The following is a 22,574-nucleotide window of genomic DNA, read 5'->3' as shown; positions in this document are numbered from 1 at the left end:
AAAATGTCTATAGAATCTAATTTAAAAAATACTGTTGTAATTGGTGGCGGTATAGTGGGTATCTGTTGCGCTCTTTATCTGCAAAAAAAAGGTTTTAAAGTCACTGTTGTTGACCCATCCGAAGCTGGTGAAAGCACCGCGAAGTGGAGCTGTGGACAGATGGCCGTGAGTGAAATTATTCCACTTTCAAAAAAAGGGATCTTAATGAAGATTCCTGGTTGGTTACTAGATCAACAGGGACCTTTAGCATTAAGACCATCCGCTTTTCCAAGCATTATTCCATGGTTTTTACGTTTTTTAAATTGTGCAAGAGAGTCTCGTATAAATGAGATTGCTAGCTCTTTGGCTTCATTAACTCAACATGTCTATGAAGACTATGCAGTATTGTTGGAAGACTGTCCAGACAAAGATTTAATAGGCACACGACCTATTTTAGAGCTTTTTGACAGTGCTGATGATATTGAACATGAGAAGAAATATTTGGAGTTAAGACAAAGTTTTGGTTTCAAACATCAAATTCTAAATGAAAAAGAAATTTCAGACTTAGAACCTGTTTTTACAGGAAAATTCAAACACGGTTTGTTATTTAATGATTGGACCGCTGTAAAAGATACTAAAGGTTTTATTGCTGCACTCACTGAAAGTTTTATTGCAAAGGGTGGTGAAAGGATACGTGCAGAAGTTGTCGAATTACGTGAAGAAAATAATAGATTGCGCCAAGTTCTTTTAAGTAATCATCAAATTATTGAAGTTGACTATGCAGTGGTTGCTGCAGGTGTTGGTTCACAACTATTTTCAAAACAACTCGGTATAGACCCACCTTTAGCAGGCATTGCGGGTTATCAAGTCGTTTTGCCAAAACCTGAAGTCGAAATTAAGCATTCAACTATCTATGCGTCAGGTGGCTTTTGTTTTGCACCAATGAGCAGAGGTCTGCAAATTGGTGGAACGATTGAATTTGCTGCAGCTGGCGCAAAACCCAATATGAAACGTGCTGAAATTATTTTGGATAAAGCTAAAAAAGTTTTACCTCAATTAAATACTGAAGGAATGGAATTTGGTGTTGGTTATAGACCGTTTTTGCCTGATACAAAGCCAATTATTGATATGAGCTCACGTTTACCAAATGTTGCCTTAGCCTTTGGCCATGGGCAGCTTGGGTTAACTTTAGGTGCGACTACAGGACGTTTAGTCACAGAGATGCTATGTCAGCAACCTACCAAAGTGGACCTCACACCATTTAAAGCAAATAGATTTTAATTATTGAACTAATAAGGATAAATAGATATGACTTACGATCAATTATATATCGATGGAAAATGGACTCCGACACGAAAAGGAAATACTTTCCAAAGTATCGATCCAAGTACTGAAGAGGTTATTGCTCATGTTGCTTGTGCTTCAGTAGAAGATGCCGAGCTTGCAGTTCGTGCAGCGCGAGAAGCATTTGATAATGGTTCATGGTCGAAGTTATCTGGTAAAGAGAGAGCGCATTATCTAAGAGCAATTGCTCAAGAAATTCGAGATAATCTAAAAGAAATTTCGTCTTTAGAAGTTAAAGATAATGGTAAGCCTTACCCAGAAGCTGAGTGGGATATCAGTGATGCTGCAGGTTGCTTCGATTTTTATGCAAATTTAGCTGAATCACTGGATGAAAAGAGTGAAGAGAAAATAGAGCTGAGTGATGATCGCTTTAGTTGCGTAGCAACAAAAGAACCAGTAGGGGTGGCATGTGCAATTATTCCATGGAACTACCCACTATTAATGGCTGCATGGAAGGTAGCACCTGCATTGGCTGCAGGTTGTACAATGATTCTTAAGCCTGCTGAAGCAACCTCACTTACAGCTGTTGAATTAGGGCGTATTGCTGAAAAGGTGGGTTTACCGAAAGGTGTTTTAAATATTTTGACTGGATATGGGCGAGAAATCGGCCCGTATTTAACAGAACATCCTGATATTGATAAAGTTGCATTTACAGGTAGTGTACCTGTAGGTAAGCAAATTATGCTATCAGCGGCTTCAAATGTTAAAAATATTAGCTTGGAGCTTGGTGGAAAATCTGCATTTATTGTATTTGATGACAGTGATATTGAAGCTGCTGTTGAATGGATCATGTTTGGTATTTTCTGGAACCAAGGACAAGTTTGTTCAGCGACATCTCGAGTTTTGGTACAAGAAGGCATCTATCCAAAACTTATGGAAAGATTAGTAGAAGAGAGCCAAAAAATTAAAATCGGAAATGGTTTTGATGAAGGCGTGAAGCTTGGCCCACTCGTTAACCAAAAACAATATCAAAATGTTGTGGATGCAATTCAGTGTGGTATTGAAAATAACATCACTCTTTTAAGTGGTGGAAAACCGCCTAAAGATCTTACGAAAGGTTATTTTATAGAACCAACCATTTTTGCTGATGTTCCAGAAGATCACCCATTGTGGGCTGAAGAAATTTTTGGTCCAGTTGTGAGTATTCGTTCATTTAAAACTGAAGAAGAAGCAATCAAGTCTGCAAATAACTCTATATTTGGATTGGCTGGTGCAGTAATGTCGAAGGATTTAGAGCGCTGTAATCGTGTGGCTCGAAAACTAAGAGCTGGCATTATCTGGATTAATTGTTCTCAACCTACTTTTACCGAAGCTCCGTGGGGCGGTTATAAACAAAGTGGCATTGGCCGGGAATTAGGAGTTTGGGGGCTTGAAAATTATCTAGAAGTTAAACAAATTACGAGTTACGACAGTCAAGAACCATGGGCTTGGTATATTCAATAAGGAAGTGATGACATGCGTTGGGAAAAAACGATTCAACTTGTAGATGTTCACTGTGAAGGTGAGGTTGGAAAAGTGATTACTGGAGGGGTATTAAATATCCCAGGTAATAGCATGGTTGAAAAAGTTAATTACTTGAACGAGGTGGATGATAGTTTACGCCGCTTTGTTATCCAAGAACCTAGAGGATGTTTACAGATATCTGTAAATTTATTGCTACCTCCTACAGTTCCCAACGCAGATGCTGCCTTTGCAATTTTTCAAGCAGATAAGACTCACCCAATGTCTGGTAGTAATTGTATTTGTGTGACAACTGCATTGCTTGAAATGGGTATGGTAAAAATGCAGGAACCAGTCACAAATGTTGTTTTAGATACAGCAGCCGGATTAGTTACTGCAAGAGCTCAGTGTAAAGATGGGCGCTGTGAAAGTGTCACCTTAGAAATGATGCCTGCATTTGTAGAACAGTTAGATGCTGAAATAGATGTCGAACCATTCGGGAAAATCAAATTCGATATCGCTTTTGGTGGTGTTTACTATGCGCTTATTAATGTTGATCAAGTTAATCTAACGATTGTACCTGATAATGCTCGTAAATTAGCCACACTAGGTATCGAGCTTAGAAAGCTCATTAATCAACAGTTTAATGTTCAACATCCTATTTATTCTGATATTAATGAAATTGCATACGTTATGTTTAGAAATCGATTAGATGAAAAAACAGTTCAGACGTGTACAACTTTACCACCAGGCCGTGTAGATCGCTCTCCTTGCGGAACAGGCAGCTCGGCTAATTTGGCTACTTTAGCAAAACGTGGACTTGTCCAACCAGGGGATGAATTAATTTCACAATCAATTATTGGCGGACAGTTTAAAGTGAAGTATGCGAGTAATGTACAAATTGGTGATAAATCTGCGATTATCCCTAATATTACTGGCCGTGCATGGTTATATGGTATTCATCAACTTGGTATTGACCCAACAGATCCATTATCAGAAGGTTTTATGGTAAGTGATACATGGGGAGAAGGTATATAATTAAATTAAAGTTAGAATTGGATAAGGCCTAGCCTATGAATAGTTTAGTAAAAAAAGAAACAGACGGGGTAAAGAAGAGACATAATGGTAAATATGTCTATGATCAACTCCGTGAAGAAATCTTAACTTTAAAGCTAAGACCGAATACTCAACTTGACGAAATTTCACTTGCTGAAAGGTTTGAGGTTTCACGTTCGCCCGTTCGTGATGCGCTTGCACGTCTTGTTGCTGAAGGTTTAGCAATGACTCTGCCGAATAGAACAACTATTGTTCGGCCGTTTAACTTACAAGATTTTTCAAAATATATTAGTGCATTAGACCTCTTACAGCGTGCTGTAACCCGTTTGGCAGCAGCTAATTGTACTGAAGATGATATACAAAGAATTAAAGATGTTGATACTGTTTATGTGCAAGCAGCAAGAGAAGGTAACTATCAACTAATGCTTGAACAAAATAAGCAATTACATCTTGAGATTGCTAAAGCAGGACGAAATCCATTTTTAATTGAATATTATGAGCGGCTATTAGAAGAGGGCCAACGACTATTCTATTTACATTTTGATCATCTAGCTAAATCGACTAGTTTTGATAATTTAGAAAGTGATCATTTAAGCCTAATAGAGGCGATAGCTAATAAAGAACTGGATAAAGCTGAAAGTGAGGCACATGCTCACACCTTGCTGTTTAGAGATCGTTTTATGGAACACATGAAAGAAAACTTAATCGATCAGATAAGCGTAGCAACTTAAAAAATAATCAGCAAATCTACCTAATAGTTAAAACCAATAAAGATTGTTTTATGATGATCTTTATTGGTTTTTTTATTTAAAAAACATAAGTTTAATCAATATTTTTATTTGTTTATTTTTTATCTTTTTTCATTGACAAGTAATAAAGTTCGTTATATTTTTAATGTATGCAATATTGTACACAACTTAAAATGGATGAAAAACTAAGTTTGTACATATAGAAAGTTAGCTGTTGGGATGAGTCTAATAGTGAAATTTCAAAAGCATTTGATGCATTCAAGTACACATATCAATTTGAGATACGAAGCTTGGATTAGTCATAAAGGGAATAATTATGAGACAAAATCTACTACGTTTAAAAAGATCAATAGTAGGGATAGCTGGTTATACGACCAAACAAGACCTTCTGATTTTTTCAAATAAGAATTTATCTATATGTATGAAAGAGCAGATAAAGCGATTATTAAATTTAATAATCACTTTTAATTGGGTTCTTCATTCTTCAAACCAAGTAAGTACCTCTGCAAAAGTCTTAAGACTATTTTGTCATGGCCTAAATCTAGAAGAGTATTTCAGGAGCTAAAAAGAATAAGAAGGATATAGCGACTAGATAAGGAAGTTTTCAATTATGCCATTTTAGTTCTACTAAATAGTAATTATGGCATATAGATCAAATACATATACATGCATTATGTAGGGTTCTTGCGTCTTTAAAAAACTGAACCTTGCTTAATTCGTATAAGGAAATGGAATAAGGTAACGGAAATGGAACAATTAATACATACCATAGTGGGATATCTATGGAGCGATACGCTAGTTTATTTGGCGCTTGGTGTTGGCATTTATTTTACGTTTATTACTCGAGGCGTTCAATTTCGGTACTTTCGCGAAATGTTCCGTGTAATACGTGAGAAAAAAGAAGATAGTTCGGGAATATCGCCAAGACAAGCACTATTTATGGCATTAGCTGGACGTATTGGTGTTGGAAATATTGCAGGGGTAGCTTTAGCTGTTGGTATGGGCGGTCCAGGTGCAATTTTCTGGATGATTATAATGGGATTCCTTGCAGGTGCATTAGCTTTCAGTGAATCTACAGTAGCTCAGTTATATAAGTTTAAAGAGGGCGATCAATATTATGGTGGTGTTCACTATTATATTGATCGCGGATTAAAACTTAAGCCTTTTGCAGCTATAGCCGCAGTTGTATTAATTATTTCTTATACTGTTATGATGCCTGGTATTCAAATGAATACTATTGCAACCACCTTTAAATCTACATTCCATGTGCCGCCATATATTTCTGGGATTGTAGTAACTGTTGGGATCGGATTAATTATTTGGGGTGGTGTAAAAAGTATTGCTCGTGCAGCTGAGAAAATTGTACCGACCATGTCAGGTCTGTATGTTTTGGCTACAGTAGTTTTACTTATTGCGCACTATGATCAGATTCCTGAAACTTTTGTTTTAATTGTAAAAAGTGCATTTGGTATGGATGCAGTTTTTGGTGCGATTATTGGTCAAGCTGTAAATTGGGGTGTACGCCGTGCAGTCTTTGCAAGTGCCGCAGGTGCTGGTGAGTCAACATTTGCTTCTGCTGCTGCGATGACTTCCCATCCTGTTAAACAAGGTCTAATTCAAGCATTCTCTATTTTCTTCGAAACAGCATTAATTTTAACTAGCTCTGGGTTAATGATCTTAATTACCGGAATGTATAACGTTACACCTCCTGGTAGTACATCACCATTAGTTGAACATGTACCTGGCGTAGCAGCAGGTGCAGAATGGACTTCTATGGCACTCCAAACCGTATTTCATGATGCGGGTGCTTGGTTAATTTCTCTAGCAATTCTAGTTTTTGCTTTCACAACATTAATGACCTATTACTATATTGCTGAATCGGGTATCGCTTACTTTGATCGTCAAAATAAATATCCAATTTTTAAGACAATTGCAAAAATTGCTAGTCTTACTGCATTGTTCTTGGGCAGTATTTCAAGTACCGAAACAATGTGGGCACTTGGTGACATCACTTTCGGTAGCATGGCGTATGTCAATCTAATTGCTTTAATTTTGTTAAGTAAACCATTATTGAAAGTATTAAAAGATTACGACAGACAACGCAAAGCTGGAAAAGATCCGGTGTTTGACCCGAGAGAAGTAGGTATTAAAAATGCGACTTATTGGGAGGAATATGCTGATCAGAAAAAAGCCTCCCTAATAACACCATCTATTGAAAAGTCAGTTTCTGTAAAAAAAAACAGCAGTCGTAAAATAGCTTAAATGCTTTCCCTATGTAGAGTTAAATAAGTCTAAGCACCCATCTCTCTTCTTTAAAAAGGAAATTAAAGAAGAGAATAATCTTGATATTAAAGGAAATATGAAATGTTAAAATGGAGAATCAATCTTCTTCTTGGCGGAGCTTTATCTACACTTTCACCTCATCTTTTTGCAGACACATTAAAATTTGGGGACGCAAATACTGATTCTGGTGAGGTCTCAGTTTCCGGTTGGTTACGGGCTAATATTCAGGATAAAGACTATTCTGATAATGAGCACAAACTAAAGTTTGACGCAGCAAAAATAGCTGTTAAATACGATGCTAAGAATTTATTCGGAAACTTTGAATATCGTTGTTATCAATTCGATAAATTATGCGATTTTTCATCACTTGTTGATGCAAACTTAGGATACAAGTTCAATGAAAATAATAGAGTTACCTTAGGTGTTCAGGAAATACCTTTTGGTCCTGGGCGTGGCTGGTCTACGAGTTGGTATGGTGGTGTTTTAATTAATGCTGGTTTAGAAGATGTACATAATCTGGGAATTAGCTATTCAACAAAACCTTTTACGACTACCCAACTTGATGCAGCATTTTTTGCACGTGATGCGGGAAATTATACGGGTAATAGTAAAGATTCTTCCCGTTATTCGGCTAATTATGTTGATCCCGATAATGACAGTGACCCATATGTAAAAGAAAAAAATATGTTTATTGTACGGGTACAACAAGAAGTTCCTTTATCTGTGTATCCAGATTTAAAGCTAAATGTAGGGTCATCTTACTGGTATTCAGATATTGAAAATAAAGATAACTCTGAAACTGGCCACCGAAATGCTTGGGCTCTGTTTAGTAAGATAAATTATAAGAATGCAAATATTACGCTAACTGCAGGCAAAAATAAGGTTTCTAATCATGATCTTTTAGGTCGTGATTATTCCGTAATCGGTTCATTTGATAGTTCTTATAACTTAGCTAATGAAGGCGATTTTTATACTGCTGACATCAATTACGTTTTTAAAGATGTAACCCATGGGTGGTCTTTAACTCCTTACGCAACATATAGCGCTTTGCGTAAGGACACTAAAGATTTTAAAACCTCTACTCGAAATATTATCGGTGTTCAGGCAGATAAAGGGCATTTTTCTGTGGCTGCGGAATACATGCTCGGGAAAAATGATCCGTTTATAGGCGGAAATGCAGACTCTTTTGCCCAAGGGGATGACCAAGGGTGGAGTAGATTGTTGAATCTTTTATTTTTCTATAACTTCTAAAAAGTTATCTCAAAAGATTTTCATAGAGATTTATAAATTTGATGGTTAAAGAGATGATTAAACCTATTCAAAAAATACTAATTGCCAACCGTGGTGAAATCGCAATTCGAGTCATGCGTGCTGCCACAGAAATGGGCATCCGCACGGTTGCAATTTATGCAGAAGAAGATAAATTTGCCCTGCATCGCTTTAAGTCAGATGAAGCTTATCGGGTAGGCGCTGGCAAAAAGCCAATCGCGGCCTATCTGGATATTGAAGATATTATCCGTATTGCACTTGAGGCAGGGGTAGATGCCATTCATCCGGGCTATGGTTTCTTGTCTGAAAACCCTGAGTTTGCCGAGGCCTGTAGCCAAGCGGGAATCCGTTTTATCGGACCAAGACCGGAAGTGATGCGTCAGTTAGGCAATAAGGTAATGGCGCGTAACGTTGCAATGGTTGCATGTGTGCCTGTTGTTCCTGCTACATCGGCACTACCGGAACGTATTGAAGACTGCCAATTACTAGCGGCTGAAGTGGGGTATCCACTCATGCTTAAAGCGAGCTGGGGTGGTGGTGGTCGTGGTATGCGTGTAGTTGAAAATGAAAATGAACTCGAAGATGCAATTACAGTTGCACGTCGTGAAGCCAAATCTGCATTTGGTAATGACGAAGTCTATCTAGAGAAACTGATTCGCCATGCCCGCCATGTAGAAGTACAGATTTTGGGTGATACTCATGGCAATATCGTACATCTGTTTGAACGGGATTGTACCGTACAACGACGTAACCAGAAGGTAGTCGAGCGTGCACCTGCACCTTATTTGTCTGAAATACAACGCAGTAAAATCTGTGACGCTGCTTTAAGACTGGCTCGTGCGGTAGATTATACCCATGCGGGTACGGTTGAGTTTTTAATGGATGCCGAAACAGAGGACTTCTACTTTATTGAAGTTAACCCGCGCATTCAGGTTGAACATACGGTTACTGAAGAAATTACTGGCATTGATATTGTTAAGGCACAAATTCGGGTGACTGAGGGAGCTGCGGTCGGAGATGGCAGTAGTTTTATTCCGCCACAAGAGCAGATTAAATTATTAGGCCATGCACTGCAATGCCGACTCACCACAGAAGATCCTAAAAATGGCTTTATGCCGGACTATGGACGTCTCACTGCATTTCGTAGCGCAACCGGTTTTGGGGTGCGGGTAGACAGTGGTACTGCCTATACCGGTGCAGTCATTACGCCATATTATGATTCATTACTGGCTAAAGTCACGGTTCGCGGTGCAAGTGGTGATGAAGCCAATGCCCGTATGCTGCGAGCATTACAGGAGTTTCGTATCCGCGGTGTCTCAAATAATCTGGCATTTCTAGAAAATGTGGTGACTCATCCTTTATTTACACAAGGCACCTGTACCACCCGATTTATTGATAGCACACCAGAACTATTTAACCTTAAACCTAAGCAGGACCGTGCGACTAAGTTACTGGAGTTTTTAGGTGACATTACCGTTAATGGACAACCCGAACTCAAAGGGCGTTCACTTCCCGAAACTGTACCAGTTCCGGCACAGTTACCGACATTTAACTTAAACCAGCCCCTTCCGAGTGGAACCCGAGACCAGTTTAAGTTGCTGGGTGCAGAGGGTTTCTCAAACTGGATGCTAGATCAAAAGCGGGTATTGGTTACTGATACCACCATGCGTGATGCCCATCAGTCCTTATTTGCAACACGAATGCGTACCGCAGATATGTTGGCGATTGCACCTTATTATTCTCATATGGCCAGTGAGCTGTTTTCACTGGAATGTTGGGGCGGGGCAACCTTTGATGTGTCGATGCGCTTTTTAAAAGAAGACCCATGGGAGCGTCTGGCTCAACTTCGCCAAGCTGTGCCAAACATTCTATTCCAAATGCTGCTTCGCTCATCTAATGCTGTAGGGTATACCAACTATCCAGATAATGTCGTCCGTCACTTTATTACGCAGGCCGCACAAGGTGGGATTGATCTATTCCGTGTATTTGACTCACTCAATGCAGTCGATAACATGCGGGTTGCCATTGATGCAGTTCGAGAGTCAGGCATGCTGTGTGAAACAGCAATTTGCTATACCAGTGATATCTTTGACAACAACCGCAGATATAACCTTAACTACTATGTCGATATGGCAAAGCAACTGCAAAAAGCAGGGGCGAACATCCTTGCCATTAAGGATATGGCCGGTATTTGTAAGCCAGCCGCAGCGCGTGAGCTGATCAAGGCATTGAAAGAAGAAACAGGATTGCCGATACACTTTCACACCCATGATACCAGCGGTATTGCCGCGGCCAGCATTTTGTCTGCCATCGATGCTGGTGTTGATGCAGTCGATACCGCCATGGATGCCATGAGTGGTTTAACGTCACAACCTAGCATGGGTTCAGTGGTTGCAGCCTTGCAAAATACCGATCGGGACACAGGACTCAACCCTAACAACCTACAACAGCTTTCTACTTACTGGGAAGGTGTACGCCATATCTATGCACCGTTTGAGGCAGATATGCGTGCGGGTACGGCCGATGTCTATCACCATGAAATGCCGGGTGGACAATATACCAACTTACGTGAACAGGCTCGTTCCCTTGGCATTGAAGAACGCTGGTCGGAAGTTTCCGATGCCTATGCACAAGTCAACTTATTGTTTGGTGACATTGTGAAAGTTACCCCAACCTCTAAAGTGGTGGGTGATATGGCTTTATATATGGTGTCGAATCACCTGAATTCAGAAGATATTGAAAACCCGAAGCTTGAGATTGATTTCCCTGAATCGGTGGTTTCACTGTTTAAAGGTGAGTTAGGCACACCAGCACATGGTTTTCCAAAAGAGTTACAGCACAAGGTGTTAAAGGGTGCAGCCCCGTTAAGTGATCGTCCTGGAGCAGTGATGCCGTCAGTCGACTTGAACGGTGAAAAAGCAATGCTTGAAAATATGTTTGGTAAACAACTGACCGAACAGGAACTGGCGTCATATCTTATGTATCCAAAAGTCTTTAACGACTTTATGAAGCACAAACTGAAGTATGGCACGGTATCAAGTATTCCATCTTCAGCCTTCTTTTATGGTTTAAAAGAGCAAAGTCCAGTTGAAATTGAGCTTGAACGCGGCAAGACACTGGAAATAAAACTGCTGGGCCGTTCAGAAGCCAAAGATGGTGTGATTGATCTGTTTGTAGAGCTGAATGGTCAGTTGCGTCTGGTTCAGATTAAACAGGCAAGCCAGAAAGAACTAACTACTCACCCGAAGGCTGACCCGACAAATCCGAAACATATCGGCGCTTCGATGCCGGGCATGATCAGTACAGTACCTGTGAAACTGGGACAGTCTGTCAAGAAAGGCGATACTTTATTTACCATTGAAGCGATGAAGATGGAGCTTGCTATAAAAGCTGATCAGGACTGTGTGGTTCAGGAAGTTTTAATGAGTGCGGGTAAACAAGTTAGAAATATGGATTTGGTTTTAACATTAAGTTAGAAATCGAAAATATATTTTTATTTCAATATATTAAGAAGCTCTAACAAAAGGCTTCTTAATATATTTTCAAAAATAGTGATATTTTTAACAATAAATTTATAGCGAAGTAGGCAAATTAAGTACTACCTGAGCATCTTGAATAACATCTAAGCGGAGAATTTTTGAAGCGCCAAGTTCATTTAGCAACTTTGTCAAAGGGCCTTCATTTTTCACAAATTGTACTTTCTTTGGAAAAAGCTTTTGCGCAAAAGAAAGAACGTTTGATTGAACGTCTGTTTGGTGCCATTTTCCGTCAACAATATGTAGCATGGTTGCTTTATTAATATGTGTTTCAGAATCGACATGTTTTAAAGTCGGTACAAGGGTTTTTAAGCTTAAATCTAATTTTCCATTAACATCGAAAATTTTGGCTTGAACCTCTTTTGAACTAATACCGATATCAATTTTAGTTAACCATTTTGGTAACTGGTAACCATATACACCACGGACTCTAGCAATTTCTGTATCTACAGGTAAAGCTAAAACATGTGCATGAAAGTGGCGTTGACGCATCGATTTCATTAACTCTACGATATGTGGCCCACGAGCCTTGGGTTTGCGTACAACAATCGCAATCGACACTTCGTTATAGGAATCATTGTCACAAACCGAATAAGAGAAAAAAGTGACCGCGACTAACCCATAACCCGGAAATGGTTGTAAGGGCGTTAAAGCATCGGGAAGTTTTGCCTTAATATATTTAATGGGAGCAAGCATTAATAGCTGAACATTTGCACTACGATAATAAAAGTTCGGCGCCCAAACAGGACCAACACGTGACTCCACAATTTTTTTAGGAATATGACGGAAAAAATCGATGTTGCCAGCAGCTGGATCTTGGGCAATTTCATCTAGATTTGGATGCATTCTAAAACGGTCATAGTAGCCTCCTTTAGGTACTTTGACTTTTTGTTGCCCAAATTCAACCTCAGTAAATTGTTGTTTTATATTCATGAGTATTTACCTTTAACATTAACTGACCAAGTAGCTACGGTTGCCTTTATCAAGACGTGTTAATTTATAGCCAATGTCGGCACTATAAGATTAAAGTTCACTTTAAAGTCAAGACTTTAATTTCTAGCTGTAAAGTCTTTGACATTTAAAAGAAATAAAATAAAAAACAATTAAAGATTAAAAGATACAGAGTACAGTAGAGTCTTCATATAAATTTTATTTTAAAAATAAGATTGAGACGGTTGACCTTAAAGCTAACTTTAATCTTACGATAAATATTCAGACCTTTATAACGAATCTAAAAGCAGATTTTCAGCAGGAGTACAAAGATGGGATATGTAACCACAAAAGATGGCGTAGACATTTTCTATAAAGACTGGGGGCCACGCGATGCCCAAGTTTTATTTTTTCATCACGGTTGGCCTTTAAGTTCAGATGATTGGGATACACAATTACTTTTTTTCCTTAAAGAAGGCTACCGTGTTGTGGCTCATGACAGACGTGGACATGGGCGTTCGAGTCAGGTTTGGGATGGCCATGATATGGATCATTATGCAGATGACGTTGCAGAAGTGGTTAAACATCTGAACATTAAAAATGCAATTCATATTGGACACTCAACCGGTGGTGGCGAGGTAGTCCGCTATATTGCACGTCATGGTCAGGAAAATGTTAACAAAGCAGTCCTTGTGAGTGCAGTTCCTCCACTAATGGTTCAAACTGAAAATAATCCCGAAGGTTTACCAAAAGAAGTTTTTGATGACCTTCAAAATCAAGTTCTTACAAATCGTGCGCAATTTTTCCGTGACCTGCCATCTGGTCCATTCTATGGTTTTAACCGCCCTGATGCGAAACCATCTGAAGGTATCATTTCTAACTGGTGGCGTCAGGGTATGACGGGTAGTGCAAAAGCACATTACGATGGTATTGTGGCGTTCTCACAAACTGACTTCACCGAAGATTTAAAGAAAATCACGGTTCCTGTTTTAGTGTTGCATGGTGATGACGACCAGATCGTGCCTTATAAAACCTCTGGCGTGAAATCGGCTGAGTTGCTTCAAAATAGCCAACTCAAAATCTACCCAGGTTATTCTCATGGCATGTTAACTGTGAATCACGAAGTGATTAATGCTGACTTATTGGCTTTTATCCGTGAATAATTAAAAATATTCAAACTTTAAAAAAGAGGCGTTAAGTGCCTCTTTTTTATTTATAAATAACTGAAATTTAAAGTAATAAATATAGGGATAATAAAAGGTATTGACATTAAAGTTAGCTTTAATCTTAAAGTGAAGCCATACTGAATGAGGTCATACCAATGAAAGTGTTCGAAAAATTAGTATTCCCAAATGGCTCATATGTTCCGAACCGTATTGCTAAAGCAGCAATGGAAGAAAATATGGCTGATTTAAACCATGCACCATCAGAAGAATTAATGCGTTTATATCAGGCTTGGGCAAATGGTGGCGTAGGTCTAATCATTACCGGAAATGTGATGGTAGACCGCCGAGCAATGACGGGACCGGGCGGTGTCGTGCTTGAAGATGAAAAGCATCTAGATACTTTTAAAAAATGGGCACAAATTGGTCGTTCAAAAGGCGCTCAGATTTGGCTTCAAATTAACCATCCGGGGCGTCAAATGCAAGCAAACCTTGGTCAGCAGACTTGGGCGCCATCGGCTATTTCACTTGATCTTGGCAAAATGTCAAATCGCTTTAATACACCAATTGAAATGACTGAATCTATGATTGCAGAGGTGATTCAGCGTTTTGCAAACACAGCGCGTCTAGGTGAAAAAGCTGGGTTTACTGGTGTAGAAATTCATGCAGCACATGGTTACTTATTAAGCCAGTTTCTTTCACCACTCAGCAATAAACGCCAAGATCAGTGGGGTGGTTCTTTAGAAAATCGCGCTCGTATTTTAATTGAGATTGTGGAAGCAGTTCGTAAAGTCGTTTCGCCTACGTTTACTGTTGCAGTAAAACTGAACTCAGCCGATTTCCAACGCGGTGGATTTAGCGCTGAAGATGCTCAACAAGTAGTTAAAATGCTAAATGAACACGCTGTAGATTTGGTTGAACTTTCAGGCGGTAGCTATGAAGCACCTGCCATGCAAGGTCAAGCACGTGATGGCCGTACACTTGCTCGTGAAGCTTACTTTTTAGAATTTGCACAAGAAATTCGTAAAGTTGCCAAAATGCCTGTTATGGTGACAGGTGGCATACGCCGTAAACAAGTGGCAGAGAAAGTGATTGAAAGTGGTGTAGATATGGTTGGTATTGCCACAGCTTTAGCAATTGAACCTAATTTGCCAAATGCTTGGAAACAAGGGCACAATTTTACACCAGAGTTAAAACCAATTACTTGGAAAAACAAAACACTTGCTTCACTTGCCAATATGGCTGTAGTGAAATTCCAGTTACGTAATTTAAGCGCTGGTAAAAAAACAAAACCAAATGTTTCACCAGCTTGGGCTTTAATTTTGCAACAATCAGCGATGTCATGCCGTACCCGCCAATACAAAAAGGGCATGCGTGACTATACATTTGCTTCTTAATAAGTGAGTTGTGTTATGACAAATCCGAATGATTCAAACTGGATAATTTATGGAGCAAATGGCTACACGGGCGAGTTAATCGCTCGTGAAGCTGTACGCCAAGGTCTAAAACCAACTTTGGCTGGTCGTAACAAAGCTAAGGTTGAAACATTAGCTCAAGAGTTGGGACTCGACTATAAAGCTTTTGGGCTGGATAACGTAAATGCGGTAAGTGAGCAACTGCAAGGCTTTAAATTGGTCATGCACTGTGCGGGGCCATTTTCAGCAACATCAAAACCCATGATGGAAGCGTGTATAAATGCAGGTGCTCACTATCTAGATATTACGGGTGAAATCGCTGTATTTGAGTTGGCACAGTCACTTAACAGCCAAGCTGAAAAAGCCGATATTGTGGTTTGTCCGGGTGTTGGTTTCGATGTGATTCCGACAGATTGTGTTGCCGCTGCACTGAAAGAAGCATTGCCAGATGCGACCCATTTAGCGCTTGGTTTTGACTCTAGAACAGGGTTTTCGCCGGGTACAGCTAAAACAAGTACAGAAGGCATGGCCGAAGGCGGAAAAATTCGTAAAAATGGAAAAATTACCACCGTTCCATTAGCACATTATGTTCGAACCATTGATTTTGGTGACGGTAAAAAAAGTGCCATGAGTGTTCCGTGGGGAGACGTATCTACAGCGTTTTATACAACAGGCATTCCAAACATTGAAGTGTTTGTACCTGCATTTCCTAAAATGATTATGGGTGCCAAAATGATGAACTATTTACGCCCAGTATTAAAAATTAATGCTGTGCAGAAGTTTATTAAGTCGCGTATTGAAAAAACGGTTGTGGGACCAAATGAGGAACTTCGCGCGAAAGTACCTACCTATGTTTGGGGTGAAGCAAGAAATACGCGTGGGGAAATCAAAACTGCCCGTATCCAAACTGAAAACGCTTATAGCCTTACCGTAAATGGCTCACTGATTGTGGTGAATTATTTACTCAAAAATACCGTGAAAGGTGGTACATATACGCCAGCAAAATTGATGGGATACAAGCTAGTGACTGAGTTGCCGGGTTCTGGTCCATTGGTTATTAATTAAGCCTTTGTTAAAACAGCATGTTTATATAGTCCCGAATAAGGAGTCATTCTTGTTCGGGTTATTTTTAAATATTTCAAGTAAATACAGCTTTATATGGATGAAAGAAAAACAGAAAACAAAACACTCCATAAGAAATAATTCAAATTGAATATACTGAAATGTAGTACATATTTTTTATAAACAAAGGAATGAAAATAATGAGAAAACTCGTACTATTTCTACATGCATCGCTAGATAGTTTTGTGGAAGGTCCAAATGGGGCAATGGACATAGGATGGATTGCTTACGATACCGATTTGGCAAATCATGCAAAAGAAATTTTGAGTGCTGCCGACACTGTGATTTGGGGACGTGCGACTTACCAAATGATGCATAATTATTGGCCAACCATGCTTTCAAATCCAGAAGCTTCGGAGCATGAACGAAATCATGCGGAGTGGATTGAAAAGACAGAAAAAGTGGTTTTTTCAACCACCTTAGATACGGTGGAGTGGAATAATTCCAGACTTGTAAAAGACCATGTTGAAGAAGAATTTAATAGACTCAAACAAAAGCAGGGCAAGGATATGGTAATTCTGGGGAGTCCTCGTTTTGCGCATTATTTGATGCAGCTTGGTTTAATTGATGAATACAAAATTACAGTTTCGCCTGTGCTGATTGGTAGTGGCTTGCCACTATTCCAAGGTATTCAGGAAAAGACCAATCTTAAACTCATCGAAAATAAAACTTTTGCTTCAGGTGCAATAGGTCTTCACTATCAAAAGATTGGCTGATTTTTTCTATAGTATTTATATGGAAAAGACGAATTACAGAATGGGGCTGTAATTCGTCTTTTTAGATTTATTGAATGCTACTTAAACGCTTAACGACTGCTTCTGCAATTTCTTTACTCGACTGAGGGTTTTGTCCAGTAATAATTCTGTCGTCTGAAACCACATATGAGGTAAACGGAATAAATGCTTGTTTGTAGTTTGCCCCATGTTCAATGAGTTCATTCTGTAAAGAAAAAGGAACTTGAGACTTAATACCCGATAAAGTTTCTTCAATATTTGCAAAACCAGTAACAGTTCTACCCGCAATTAGTGGTTTACCATTTTCATTCTGTAGAGGTAATAAACCGCCTACGCCGTGACATACTGCTGAAACAACTCCACCTTGGAGATAAATTTGTTCGCTAATGTTTTGTAAGGCTTTATTGTTTGGGAAATCCCACATGGTGCCGTGACCACCAGTATAGTAAATGGCTTTGTACTGTGATGGATTAATTGCACTCGGGACTAATGTTGTTTTTAACCGCTGCATAAATGCTGGGTCGGCTAAATGATGACGCGCTGATTTATCTAAGTAAATGGACTTTAAACTACGCTCATCAAGGGGAACCTGACCACCTAAAGGACTTACGAAATCCATGTCATAGCCAGCAGCCAAAGCGACATCGTAAAAATGGGTGAGTTCAGTCAGCCAAAGTCCTGTTTTATCAGAACGGGAAGGGTAAGCCGAGTGATTGGTCATTACGACTAAAATTTTTCCGTTGGCTTTAGCAGAATTATGAGTTTTATCTGATTCTGCGGCGCGTACCGCATTTGAAGTTAAAAAAATGGCAAAAATAATTGTTAACCAACGCTGAAAATCCCAAACTTTAAACATGACAGGCTCCTCATCAATCACCTATAGTCAATCGTATGTTTAAAGTTCACTTTAAGGTCAATAGACTTCTTAATTAAAAATTTACGGTGTTTTTGCTTTGTCATAATAGAGATTCATGAGTCGCTCAGCATTTTCTTCGCAAGTAATCTCATCTGGCTTGTTATTAATTGCTTCAATCATGGTACGTAAGTTTTGCTTACTTACTTTTAATTTCTGTTCTAAAAGTTCTATTTCCTGAATTTTAGATTCAAGTGTTTGGATGAGTGTGTCATGGTTCCAAGTAGTTACCTTTGACGGTAAAAATGATTTAATTTCTGCTAAAGAAAAGCCAACTTGCTGGGCTTGCTGAATTAAAGAAAGTTGTTTCAAATCATTATCAGTATATTCACGGTAGCCATTCGATTTTCTTTTTGCTTTAGGCAAGAGTTTGATTTGCTCGTAATAACGAATTGTAGGGGTACTTAAACCACTTAGTTTTGATAACTCGCTAATATTCATAGCCACATACTCTATTGACATTAAAGTTAACTTTAGACTTATAGTAATGTAAAAGCAAGGTTCATAACTTTACTAAGCGCACACTTTCAGTAACAGCTTTCTATGTTGTGATAGATAAAAGATAGAATTATAAATATGAAGAATGAGGTGAGAAAATGTCTAAACGCATATTACATGTCGTGACCAATGTTTCACGCTATAAGAATGTCGATGAACCAACAGGGCTGTGGTTAGGCGAACTCACTCATGCTTATGATGAGTTTGAAAAGCAAGGTTATGTGCAAGATATTGTCAGCCCAAATGGTGGAAAAACTCCAATTGAACCAAAATCGCTTGTGCCTTTAGTGGCAGATAAATCTGTTAAAGACCGAGAAAAAGATCAAGCTTTTATTACGCTGCTGGCAAATACCTTTAAGCCTTCCGACATTAATTGGCAAGACTATGACGTGATCTATTACACAGGTGGTCATGGTGTGATGTGGGATTTTTTAGATAACCCTGAACTTCAAGAAATCACCAAAAACATTTATGAAAAAGGAGGCATTGTTTCAAGTGTTTGTCATGGCTATTGTGGCTTGCTCAATGTCAGGCTCTCAAATGGTGAACGACTTATAACAGGCAAAAAATTAACAGGCTTTGCATGGAGTGAAGAGGTTTTGGCAGGGGTGGCGAAAAAAGTGCCATACAATGCCGAAGAGTTAGCAAAAGAATATGGTGCTCGTTATGAAAAGGCTTTTATTCCTTTTGCGCCATATGTCGTTCAAGACGGTAAGTTAATTACGGGTCAAAATCCGTTTTCAGCTAAAAAGACAGCTTTAGCGATAATAGAAGAGCTAGAAAAGTCATAATTTAATGATTCAAATATAAACCCTAAAAGCAAAACAGCGATGGGCTTGCTTTTAGGGTTTTTAAATAAATGGATTGATCAAAAAATTAAGCTTAAGGAACAATCACAAAATCAGGGTTTGCTATTGCAAAAACTGCTTCACGGTCTGCCACTGGTGGATAAATCCATACAGTATTAATTTCCTGTTTAATTTTTTTCGCTTCCTCACGTACAAATTGAACTTTTCGATCCCATCCTTCGCTATAGAGTGCGCCCCAAGGACCTAAATCAACACAAGTTACATACTTCGGTTGGCTATAGGCGTGAAGGGGTAAATCCACTAATTCTGCCGCAGCGTTGTAGCCCGCCACACGGCCTAGACTCATGGCATGCTGACATGACATCACATTAAAATTTCCTAAATCATCGGTTGGAACTTTTACAGTATCGCCCGTCACAAAAATATTTTTTGCTTCAGGTGCATGTAAATAAGCATCTCCAATCAAACGGCCTAAATTATCTTTTTCACCTGCAATTTGAGAAGTGAGTGAGTTAGCTCGCATGCCCGCAGTCCAGATCACGGTTTCTGCTTCAATTTTTTCGCCATTAGAAAGTGTCACACCAGTTGCATCAAGTGCAGTCACGCGTAGTCCAGCTTTACCTTCAACACCCAGCTCGTTAAGGGCTTCTCGAATAACAGTAGCAGCTTGGTCACCCATTGCTGCACCAATTTCTGTTGAGGAATCAACTAAAACCACACGAACATCAGTTTCACCTAAAATGCTACGCAGACGTTCAGGCATCTCAGTGACAGTTTCTAGACCAGTAAGCCCACCACCAGCAACAACTACAGTGTTACGCGCTGCATTTGCAGGTTTATGGGCTAAGTTTTTAAGATGTTGATCTAATTCTTCAGCATCTTCTAGGGTGCTTACGCTAAATCCATATTCGGTAAGGCCTGGTATCGGGGGGATAAAAGTGGTACTTCCCGTTGCTAGAATAAAACGGTCATAGCTTAAGGATTGTTTGTTGCCATTGGTGGTTGAAACTTTGATGGTCTGTTGGTTTGAGTCAATTTTATTTACCCAACCTGCCAGAAATTTAACTCCCACCACACTTAATAACTCTGAAATATCAGGGTTCATGTTTTCAAGCACAGCTTCATAAAGACGAGGACGAATCCCAACATTCGGGCTAGGGGAAACCATCAGCACCTCAATGTTTTGTTCTTGCGAGGCTAAATGAATTGCTCGTTGGGCCGCGAGTGCAGCCCATAAGCCAGCAAAGCCAGAACCTGCAATAATAATACGCTTACTCATTTGATTATCCTTTTGATAGATTTTCGGACAACACATTCCTGCTCATCACAAAATTTAGGGTGAGCGAATCCTTTCTCTGATTGTCCGAAAAATCTGAGAAGGTGTTTAAAAAGAATTAAGGGAATTTTATGTTAGGGTGCGAACCCTATCAGTTCATTAGTCGGGGGTATCCCGCGATATTTTACTTTTACGCATTTTTGCTGTTCTTCCTTCGATGCGTTCATTGATCCAGCCATTTACATCACTAAAAAATACGTCGGGTGCGTAGCGGCCAAAACGGTCTGCAATATTGCCAAGTGTATGAGCACCTAAAGCGTCTCGCATAGCTTTTTCGGCTTGTAGCATGACAGCATGTACTGCACATACACCACTGGTTGCCCAATCGGGTGGAGCATTGTTAAAGACCGCACATTTTCCACGGACTTCTTGGCACTCAAAAAGCGGTTTTTCACCCTCAATTGCATTCACGATATCTAAAAAACTGATTTCGTGAGCAGATCGAGCCAGTAAATATCCACCACGAACACCTTCTTGAGCAAATACAAGACCAGCCTTTTCAAGTTTAGGAAAAATCTTGGCCATAAAACTCGGAGAGACTCCTTGTAATTCGGCAAGATCCTTACTACTTAAAGGTTTATCTTCATTGTTCACAAGAAAAAGAAGACAGTGAATCGCATACTCGACGCTACTAGTGATATAAGCCATTTAATTTCATAATTGATCAACTACAAACACAGACTAATGTAGTCTGCGTTTTAAGTCAATAATAAAACTAAGACAAAGTTAGTCCTAGTTTTATTTGGAAGCGGTATTGAGGCTAGATGTGTAGGATATATAACTGAATTTAAATACCTTTAAAGTAAAATTGAAGGATATAAATAATTTAGAAAATTATCGAAAAACTTACGAACGCCACCAATAATTTTCGACATTTGGTTCATTAAGATTCAAGAGTTCACCCATTTGCGGTGTGCTAATCGCTAACGCATTTTCTTTAGCTAAACCGACAATACGTTCGAACGGGTCATCCCAAGCATGAAGTGCCAAGTCAAAAGTACCATTGTGCACAGGCAACAAATGACGACCTTTTAAATCGATATGTGCTTGTAAAGTTTGCTCTGGTTGCATGTGAACATCAGGCCATTCAGGGTCATAAGCACCCGTTTCTAACATAGTCAGATCGAAAGGGCCATAACGATGTCCGATTTCTTTAAACCCCTCAAAATAGCCCGTATCTCCACTAAAAAATACACGTAAGTCATTATCAATAATCACCCACGAAGCCCAAAGCGTAGCATTGCTATCACCCATACCACGGCCTGAAAAATGATGAGCAGGGGTAGCCACCAATTTTAGCCCATCCACATGGGTAGTATCCCACCAATCAAGTTGTTGAACCTTTTCTGCTGGAATTCCCCATTTAATGAGTGTGTCACCCACACCAAGCGGTGTTAAGAAATGTTCAACTTTATCGTTAAGTTGCATGACTGCATGGTAGTCGAGGTGGTCGTAGTGATTATGCGACAAAATCACGCCTTTGATGGATGGTAATTCGGCAATGCTAATCGGCGGCTGATGGAAACGTTTTGGTCCAAGCCATTGAAAAGGTGAGGCACGCTCCGAAAAAACTGGGTCTGTTAACCAAAACTCATCTTGCAGTTTTAGTAAGATAGTTGAGTGGCCCAAACGATATAGAGAACGATCAGGCGCACTTAATAGTTGTTCTTTTGACAAGCTTAAAACAGGAATTTCTTTGTTTGGAACCGTGTCTTTCGGTTTGTTAAATAGAAACTTCCACATGAGCTGGAGCGTTTTACCAAATGAAGGCTTATGTTGGTTCTGGCGTGTATTTCTAAATTTGCCATTATGTTGCTGTGATGGCATTAAGGGAGCAGGCAAGTCTTTTGTATTTGAAATAGTCATCTTGTTTTTCCTTATTGGAACAAACCTATATGTACAAATAAGAACTTGAGCTAAGTGCTTATTTCGATTTATTTAAATGAGTATTTACTCACTCATTAATTCATTCAAAAATAAGGATGCCGCGCATCCTTA

The 22,574-nt window shown here is 39.3% G+C and carries 18 protein-coding genes; 12 read left to right on the top strand and 6 right to left on the bottom strand.

What is annotated here, in order from left to right:
* Positions 1–3 precede the first annotated feature (3 nt).
* The 7 genes from KTI79_RS00590 to KTI79_RS00560 all read left to right on the top strand — a co-directional run bounded on the left by KTI79_RS00590 (position 4) and on the right by KTI79_RS00560 (position 11,596).
* On the top strand, positions 4–1,260 hold the full coding sequence (locus KTI79_RS00590) for an NAD(P)/FAD-dependent oxidoreductase (RefSeq protein WP_171304913.1): 1,257 nt from the start codon (positions 4–6) through the stop codon (positions 1,258–1,260).
* A gap of 27 nt (positions 1,261–1,287) precedes the next feature.
* On the top strand, positions 1,288–2,766 hold the full coding sequence (locus KTI79_RS00585) for an aldehyde dehydrogenase family protein (RefSeq protein WP_086376208.1): 1,479 nt from the start codon (positions 1,288–1,290) through the stop codon (positions 2,764–2,766).
* 12 nt (positions 2,767–2,778) lie between these two features.
* Positions 2,779–3,801, top strand: coding sequence for a proline racemase family protein (locus KTI79_RS00580; RefSeq protein WP_001267163.1), 1,023 nt, complete (start codon positions 2,779–2,781; stop codon positions 3,799–3,801).
* Positions 3,802–3,836: 35 nt separating this feature from the next.
* Positions 3,837–4,550, top strand: a complete 714-nt coding sequence (locus KTI79_RS00575; protein ID WP_086376209.1) for a GntR family transcriptional regulator — start codon at positions 3,837–3,839, stop codon at positions 4,548–4,550.
* 765 nt (positions 4,551–5,315) lie between these two features.
* The gene (locus KTI79_RS00570; protein ID WP_086376210.1) at positions 5,316–6,830 is read left to right on the top strand and encodes an alanine/glycine:cation symporter family protein; all 1,515 of its coding nucleotides are present in this window, start codon (positions 5,316–5,318) and stop codon (positions 6,828–6,830) included.
* Positions 6,831–6,932: 102 nt separating this feature from the next.
* Positions 6,933–8,102, top strand: coding sequence for a hypothetical protein (locus KTI79_RS00565; protein WP_086376211.1), 1,170 nt, complete (start codon positions 6,933–6,935; stop codon positions 8,100–8,102).
* Positions 8,103–8,155: 53 nt separating this feature from the next.
* Complete coding sequence (locus KTI79_RS00560; protein WP_250621137.1) at positions 8,156–11,596, top strand: pyruvate carboxylase; 3,441 nt, start codon at positions 8,156–8,158, stop codon at positions 11,594–11,596.
* A gap of 96 nt (positions 11,597–11,692) precedes the next feature.
* Here the strand turns inward: KTI79_RS00560 and KTI79_RS00555 are convergent, their stop codons facing one another.
* Positions 11,693–12,589, bottom strand: a complete 897-nt coding sequence (locus KTI79_RS00555) for an acetoacetate decarboxylase (RefSeq protein WP_086376212.1) — start codon at positions 12,587–12,589, stop codon at positions 11,693–11,695.
* A 329-nt stretch (positions 12,590–12,918) separates the two neighbouring features.
* Between KTI79_RS00555 and KTI79_RS00550 the strand changes: the two genes are divergently transcribed.
* The 4 genes from KTI79_RS00550 to KTI79_RS00535 all read left to right on the top strand — a co-directional run bounded on the left by KTI79_RS00550 (position 12,919) and on the right by KTI79_RS00535 (position 17,002).
* On the top strand, positions 12,919–13,749 hold the full coding sequence (locus KTI79_RS00550) for an alpha/beta fold hydrolase (protein WP_086376213.1): 831 nt from the start codon (positions 12,919–12,921) through the stop codon (positions 13,747–13,749).
* A gap of 158 nt (positions 13,750–13,907) precedes the next feature.
* On the top strand, positions 13,908–15,146 hold the full coding sequence (locus KTI79_RS00545; RefSeq protein WP_086376214.1) for an NADH:flavin oxidoreductase/NADH oxidase family protein: 1,239 nt from the start codon (positions 13,908–13,910) through the stop codon (positions 15,144–15,146).
* Positions 15,147–15,161: 15 nt separating this feature from the next.
* On the top strand, positions 15,162–16,229 hold the full coding sequence (locus KTI79_RS00540) for a saccharopine dehydrogenase family protein (protein ID WP_086376215.1): 1,068 nt from the start codon (positions 15,162–15,164) through the stop codon (positions 16,227–16,229).
* Positions 16,230–16,426: 197 nt separating this feature from the next.
* Complete coding sequence (locus KTI79_RS00535) at positions 16,427–17,002, top strand: dihydrofolate reductase family protein (RefSeq protein ID WP_086376216.1); 576 nt, start codon at positions 16,427–16,429, stop codon at positions 17,000–17,002.
* 67 nt (positions 17,003–17,069) lie between these two features.
* Here the strand turns inward: KTI79_RS00535 and KTI79_RS00530 are convergent, their stop codons facing one another.
* Together KTI79_RS00530 and KTI79_RS00525 are read right to left on the bottom strand one after the other, a co-directional pair.
* Positions 17,070–17,876: a type 1 glutamine amidotransferase domain-containing protein gene (locus KTI79_RS00530; RefSeq protein ID WP_086376217.1), complete on the bottom strand. Its 807-nt coding sequence runs from the start codon at positions 17,874–17,876 to the stop codon at positions 17,070–17,072.
* Between the two features lie 81 nt (positions 17,877–17,957).
* On the bottom strand, positions 17,958–18,374 hold the full coding sequence (locus KTI79_RS00525; protein ID WP_086376218.1) for a MerR family transcriptional regulator: 417 nt from the start codon (positions 18,372–18,374) through the stop codon (positions 17,958–17,960).
* Positions 18,375–18,529: 155 nt separating this feature from the next.
* On the opposite strand from KTI79_RS00525, the gene KTI79_RS00520 reads away from it, so the two are divergent.
* Entirely contained in the window at positions 18,530–19,222 is a 693-nt protein-coding gene (locus KTI79_RS00520; protein WP_031994131.1) for a type 1 glutamine amidotransferase domain-containing protein, read from the top strand.
* 91 nt (positions 19,223–19,313) lie between these two features.
* On the opposite strand, the gene KTI79_RS00515 is transcribed toward KTI79_RS00520, so the two are convergent.
* The 3 genes from KTI79_RS00515 to KTI79_RS00505 all read right to left on the bottom strand — a co-directional run bounded on the left by KTI79_RS00515 (position 19,314) and on the right by KTI79_RS00505 (position 22,442).
* The gene (locus tag KTI79_RS00515; protein ID WP_086376219.1) at positions 19,314–20,519 is read right to left on the bottom strand and encodes an NAD(P)/FAD-dependent oxidoreductase; all 1,206 of its coding nucleotides are present in this window, start codon (positions 20,517–20,519) and stop codon (positions 19,314–19,316) included.
* A 156-nt stretch (positions 20,520–20,675) separates the two neighbouring features.
* Positions 20,676–21,224, bottom strand: a complete 549-nt coding sequence (locus KTI79_RS00510; protein ID WP_086376220.1) for an RrF2 family transcriptional regulator — start codon at positions 21,222–21,224, stop codon at positions 20,676–20,678.
* Positions 21,225–21,422: 198 nt separating this feature from the next.
* Complete coding sequence (locus tag KTI79_RS00505; RefSeq protein ID WP_086376221.1) at positions 21,423–22,442, bottom strand: MBL fold metallo-hydrolase; 1,020 nt, start codon at positions 22,440–22,442, stop codon at positions 21,423–21,425.
* Positions 22,443–22,574: the final 132 nt, after the last annotated feature.

The organism is Acinetobacter sp. WU_MDCI_Abxd143 (genome assembly GCF_025514195.1).
Lineage (GTDB): Bacteria > Pseudomonadota > Gammaproteobacteria > Pseudomonadales > Moraxellaceae > Acinetobacter > Acinetobacter pittii_H.
This window is presented reverse-complemented; position numbering and strand designations above follow the sequence as displayed.

Bases quoted from the DNA above. Each gene is read 5' to 3' on its own strand.
- KTI79_RS00540 (WP_086376215.1), top strand. From the start codon at position 15,162: ATGACAAATCCGAATGATTCAAACTGGATAATTTATGGAGCAAATGGC.
- KTI79_RS00580 (WP_001267163.1), top strand. From the start codon at position 2,779: ATGCGTTGGGAAAAAACGATTCAACTTGTAGATGTTCACTGTGAAGGT.
- KTI79_RS00575 (WP_086376209.1), top strand. From the start codon at position 3,837: ATGAATAGTTTAGTAAAAAAAGAAACAGACGGGGTAAAGAAGAGACAT.
- KTI79_RS00565 (WP_086376211.1), top strand. From the start codon at position 6,933: ATGTTAAAATGGAGAATCAATCTTCTTCTTGGCGGAGCTTTATCTACA.
- KTI79_RS00550 (WP_086376213.1), top strand. From the start codon at position 12,919: ATGGGATATGTAACCACAAAAGATGGCGTAGACATTTTCTATAAAGAC.
- KTI79_RS00515 (WP_086376219.1), bottom strand. From the start codon at position 20,519: ATGAGTAAGCGTATTATTATTGCAGGTTCTGGCTTTGCTGGCTTATGG.
- KTI79_RS00585 (WP_086376208.1), top strand. From the start codon at position 1,288: ATGACTTACGATCAATTATATATCGATGGAAAATGGACTCCGACACGA.
- KTI79_RS00505 (WP_086376221.1), bottom strand. From the start codon at position 22,442: ATGACTATTTCAAATACAAAAGACTTGCCTGCTCCCTTAATGCCATCA.
- KTI79_RS00525 (WP_086376218.1), bottom strand. From the start codon at position 18,374: ATGAATATTAGCGAGTTATCAAAACTAAGTGGTTTAAGTACCCCTACA.
- KTI79_RS00535 (WP_086376216.1), top strand. From the start codon at position 16,427: ATGAGAAAACTCGTACTATTTCTACATGCATCGCTAGATAGTTTTGTG.
- KTI79_RS00510 (WP_086376220.1), bottom strand. From the start codon at position 21,224: ATGGCTTATATCACTAGTAGCGTCGAGTATGCGATTCACTGTCTTCTT.
- KTI79_RS00555 (WP_086376212.1), bottom strand. From the start codon at position 12,589: ATGAATATAAAACAACAATTTACTGAGGTTGAATTTGGGCAACAAAAA.
- KTI79_RS00560 (WP_250621137.1), top strand. From the start codon at position 8,156: ATGATTAAACCTATTCAAAAAATACTAATTGCCAACCGTGGTGAAATC.
- KTI79_RS00545 (WP_086376214.1), top strand. From the start codon at position 13,908: ATGAAAGTGTTCGAAAAATTAGTATTCCCAAATGGCTCATATGTTCCG.
- KTI79_RS00570 (WP_086376210.1), top strand. From the start codon at position 5,316: ATGGAACAATTAATACATACCATAGTGGGATATCTATGGAGCGATACG.
- KTI79_RS00590 (WP_171304913.1), top strand. From the start codon at position 4: ATGTCTATAGAATCTAATTTAAAAAATACTGTTGTAATTGGTGGCGGT.
- KTI79_RS00530 (WP_086376217.1), bottom strand. From the start codon at position 17,876: ATGTTTAAAGTTTGGGATTTTCAGCGTTGGTTAACAATTATTTTTGCC.
- KTI79_RS00520 (WP_031994131.1), top strand. From the start codon at position 18,530: ATGTCTAAACGCATATTACATGTCGTGACCAATGTTTCACGCTATAAG.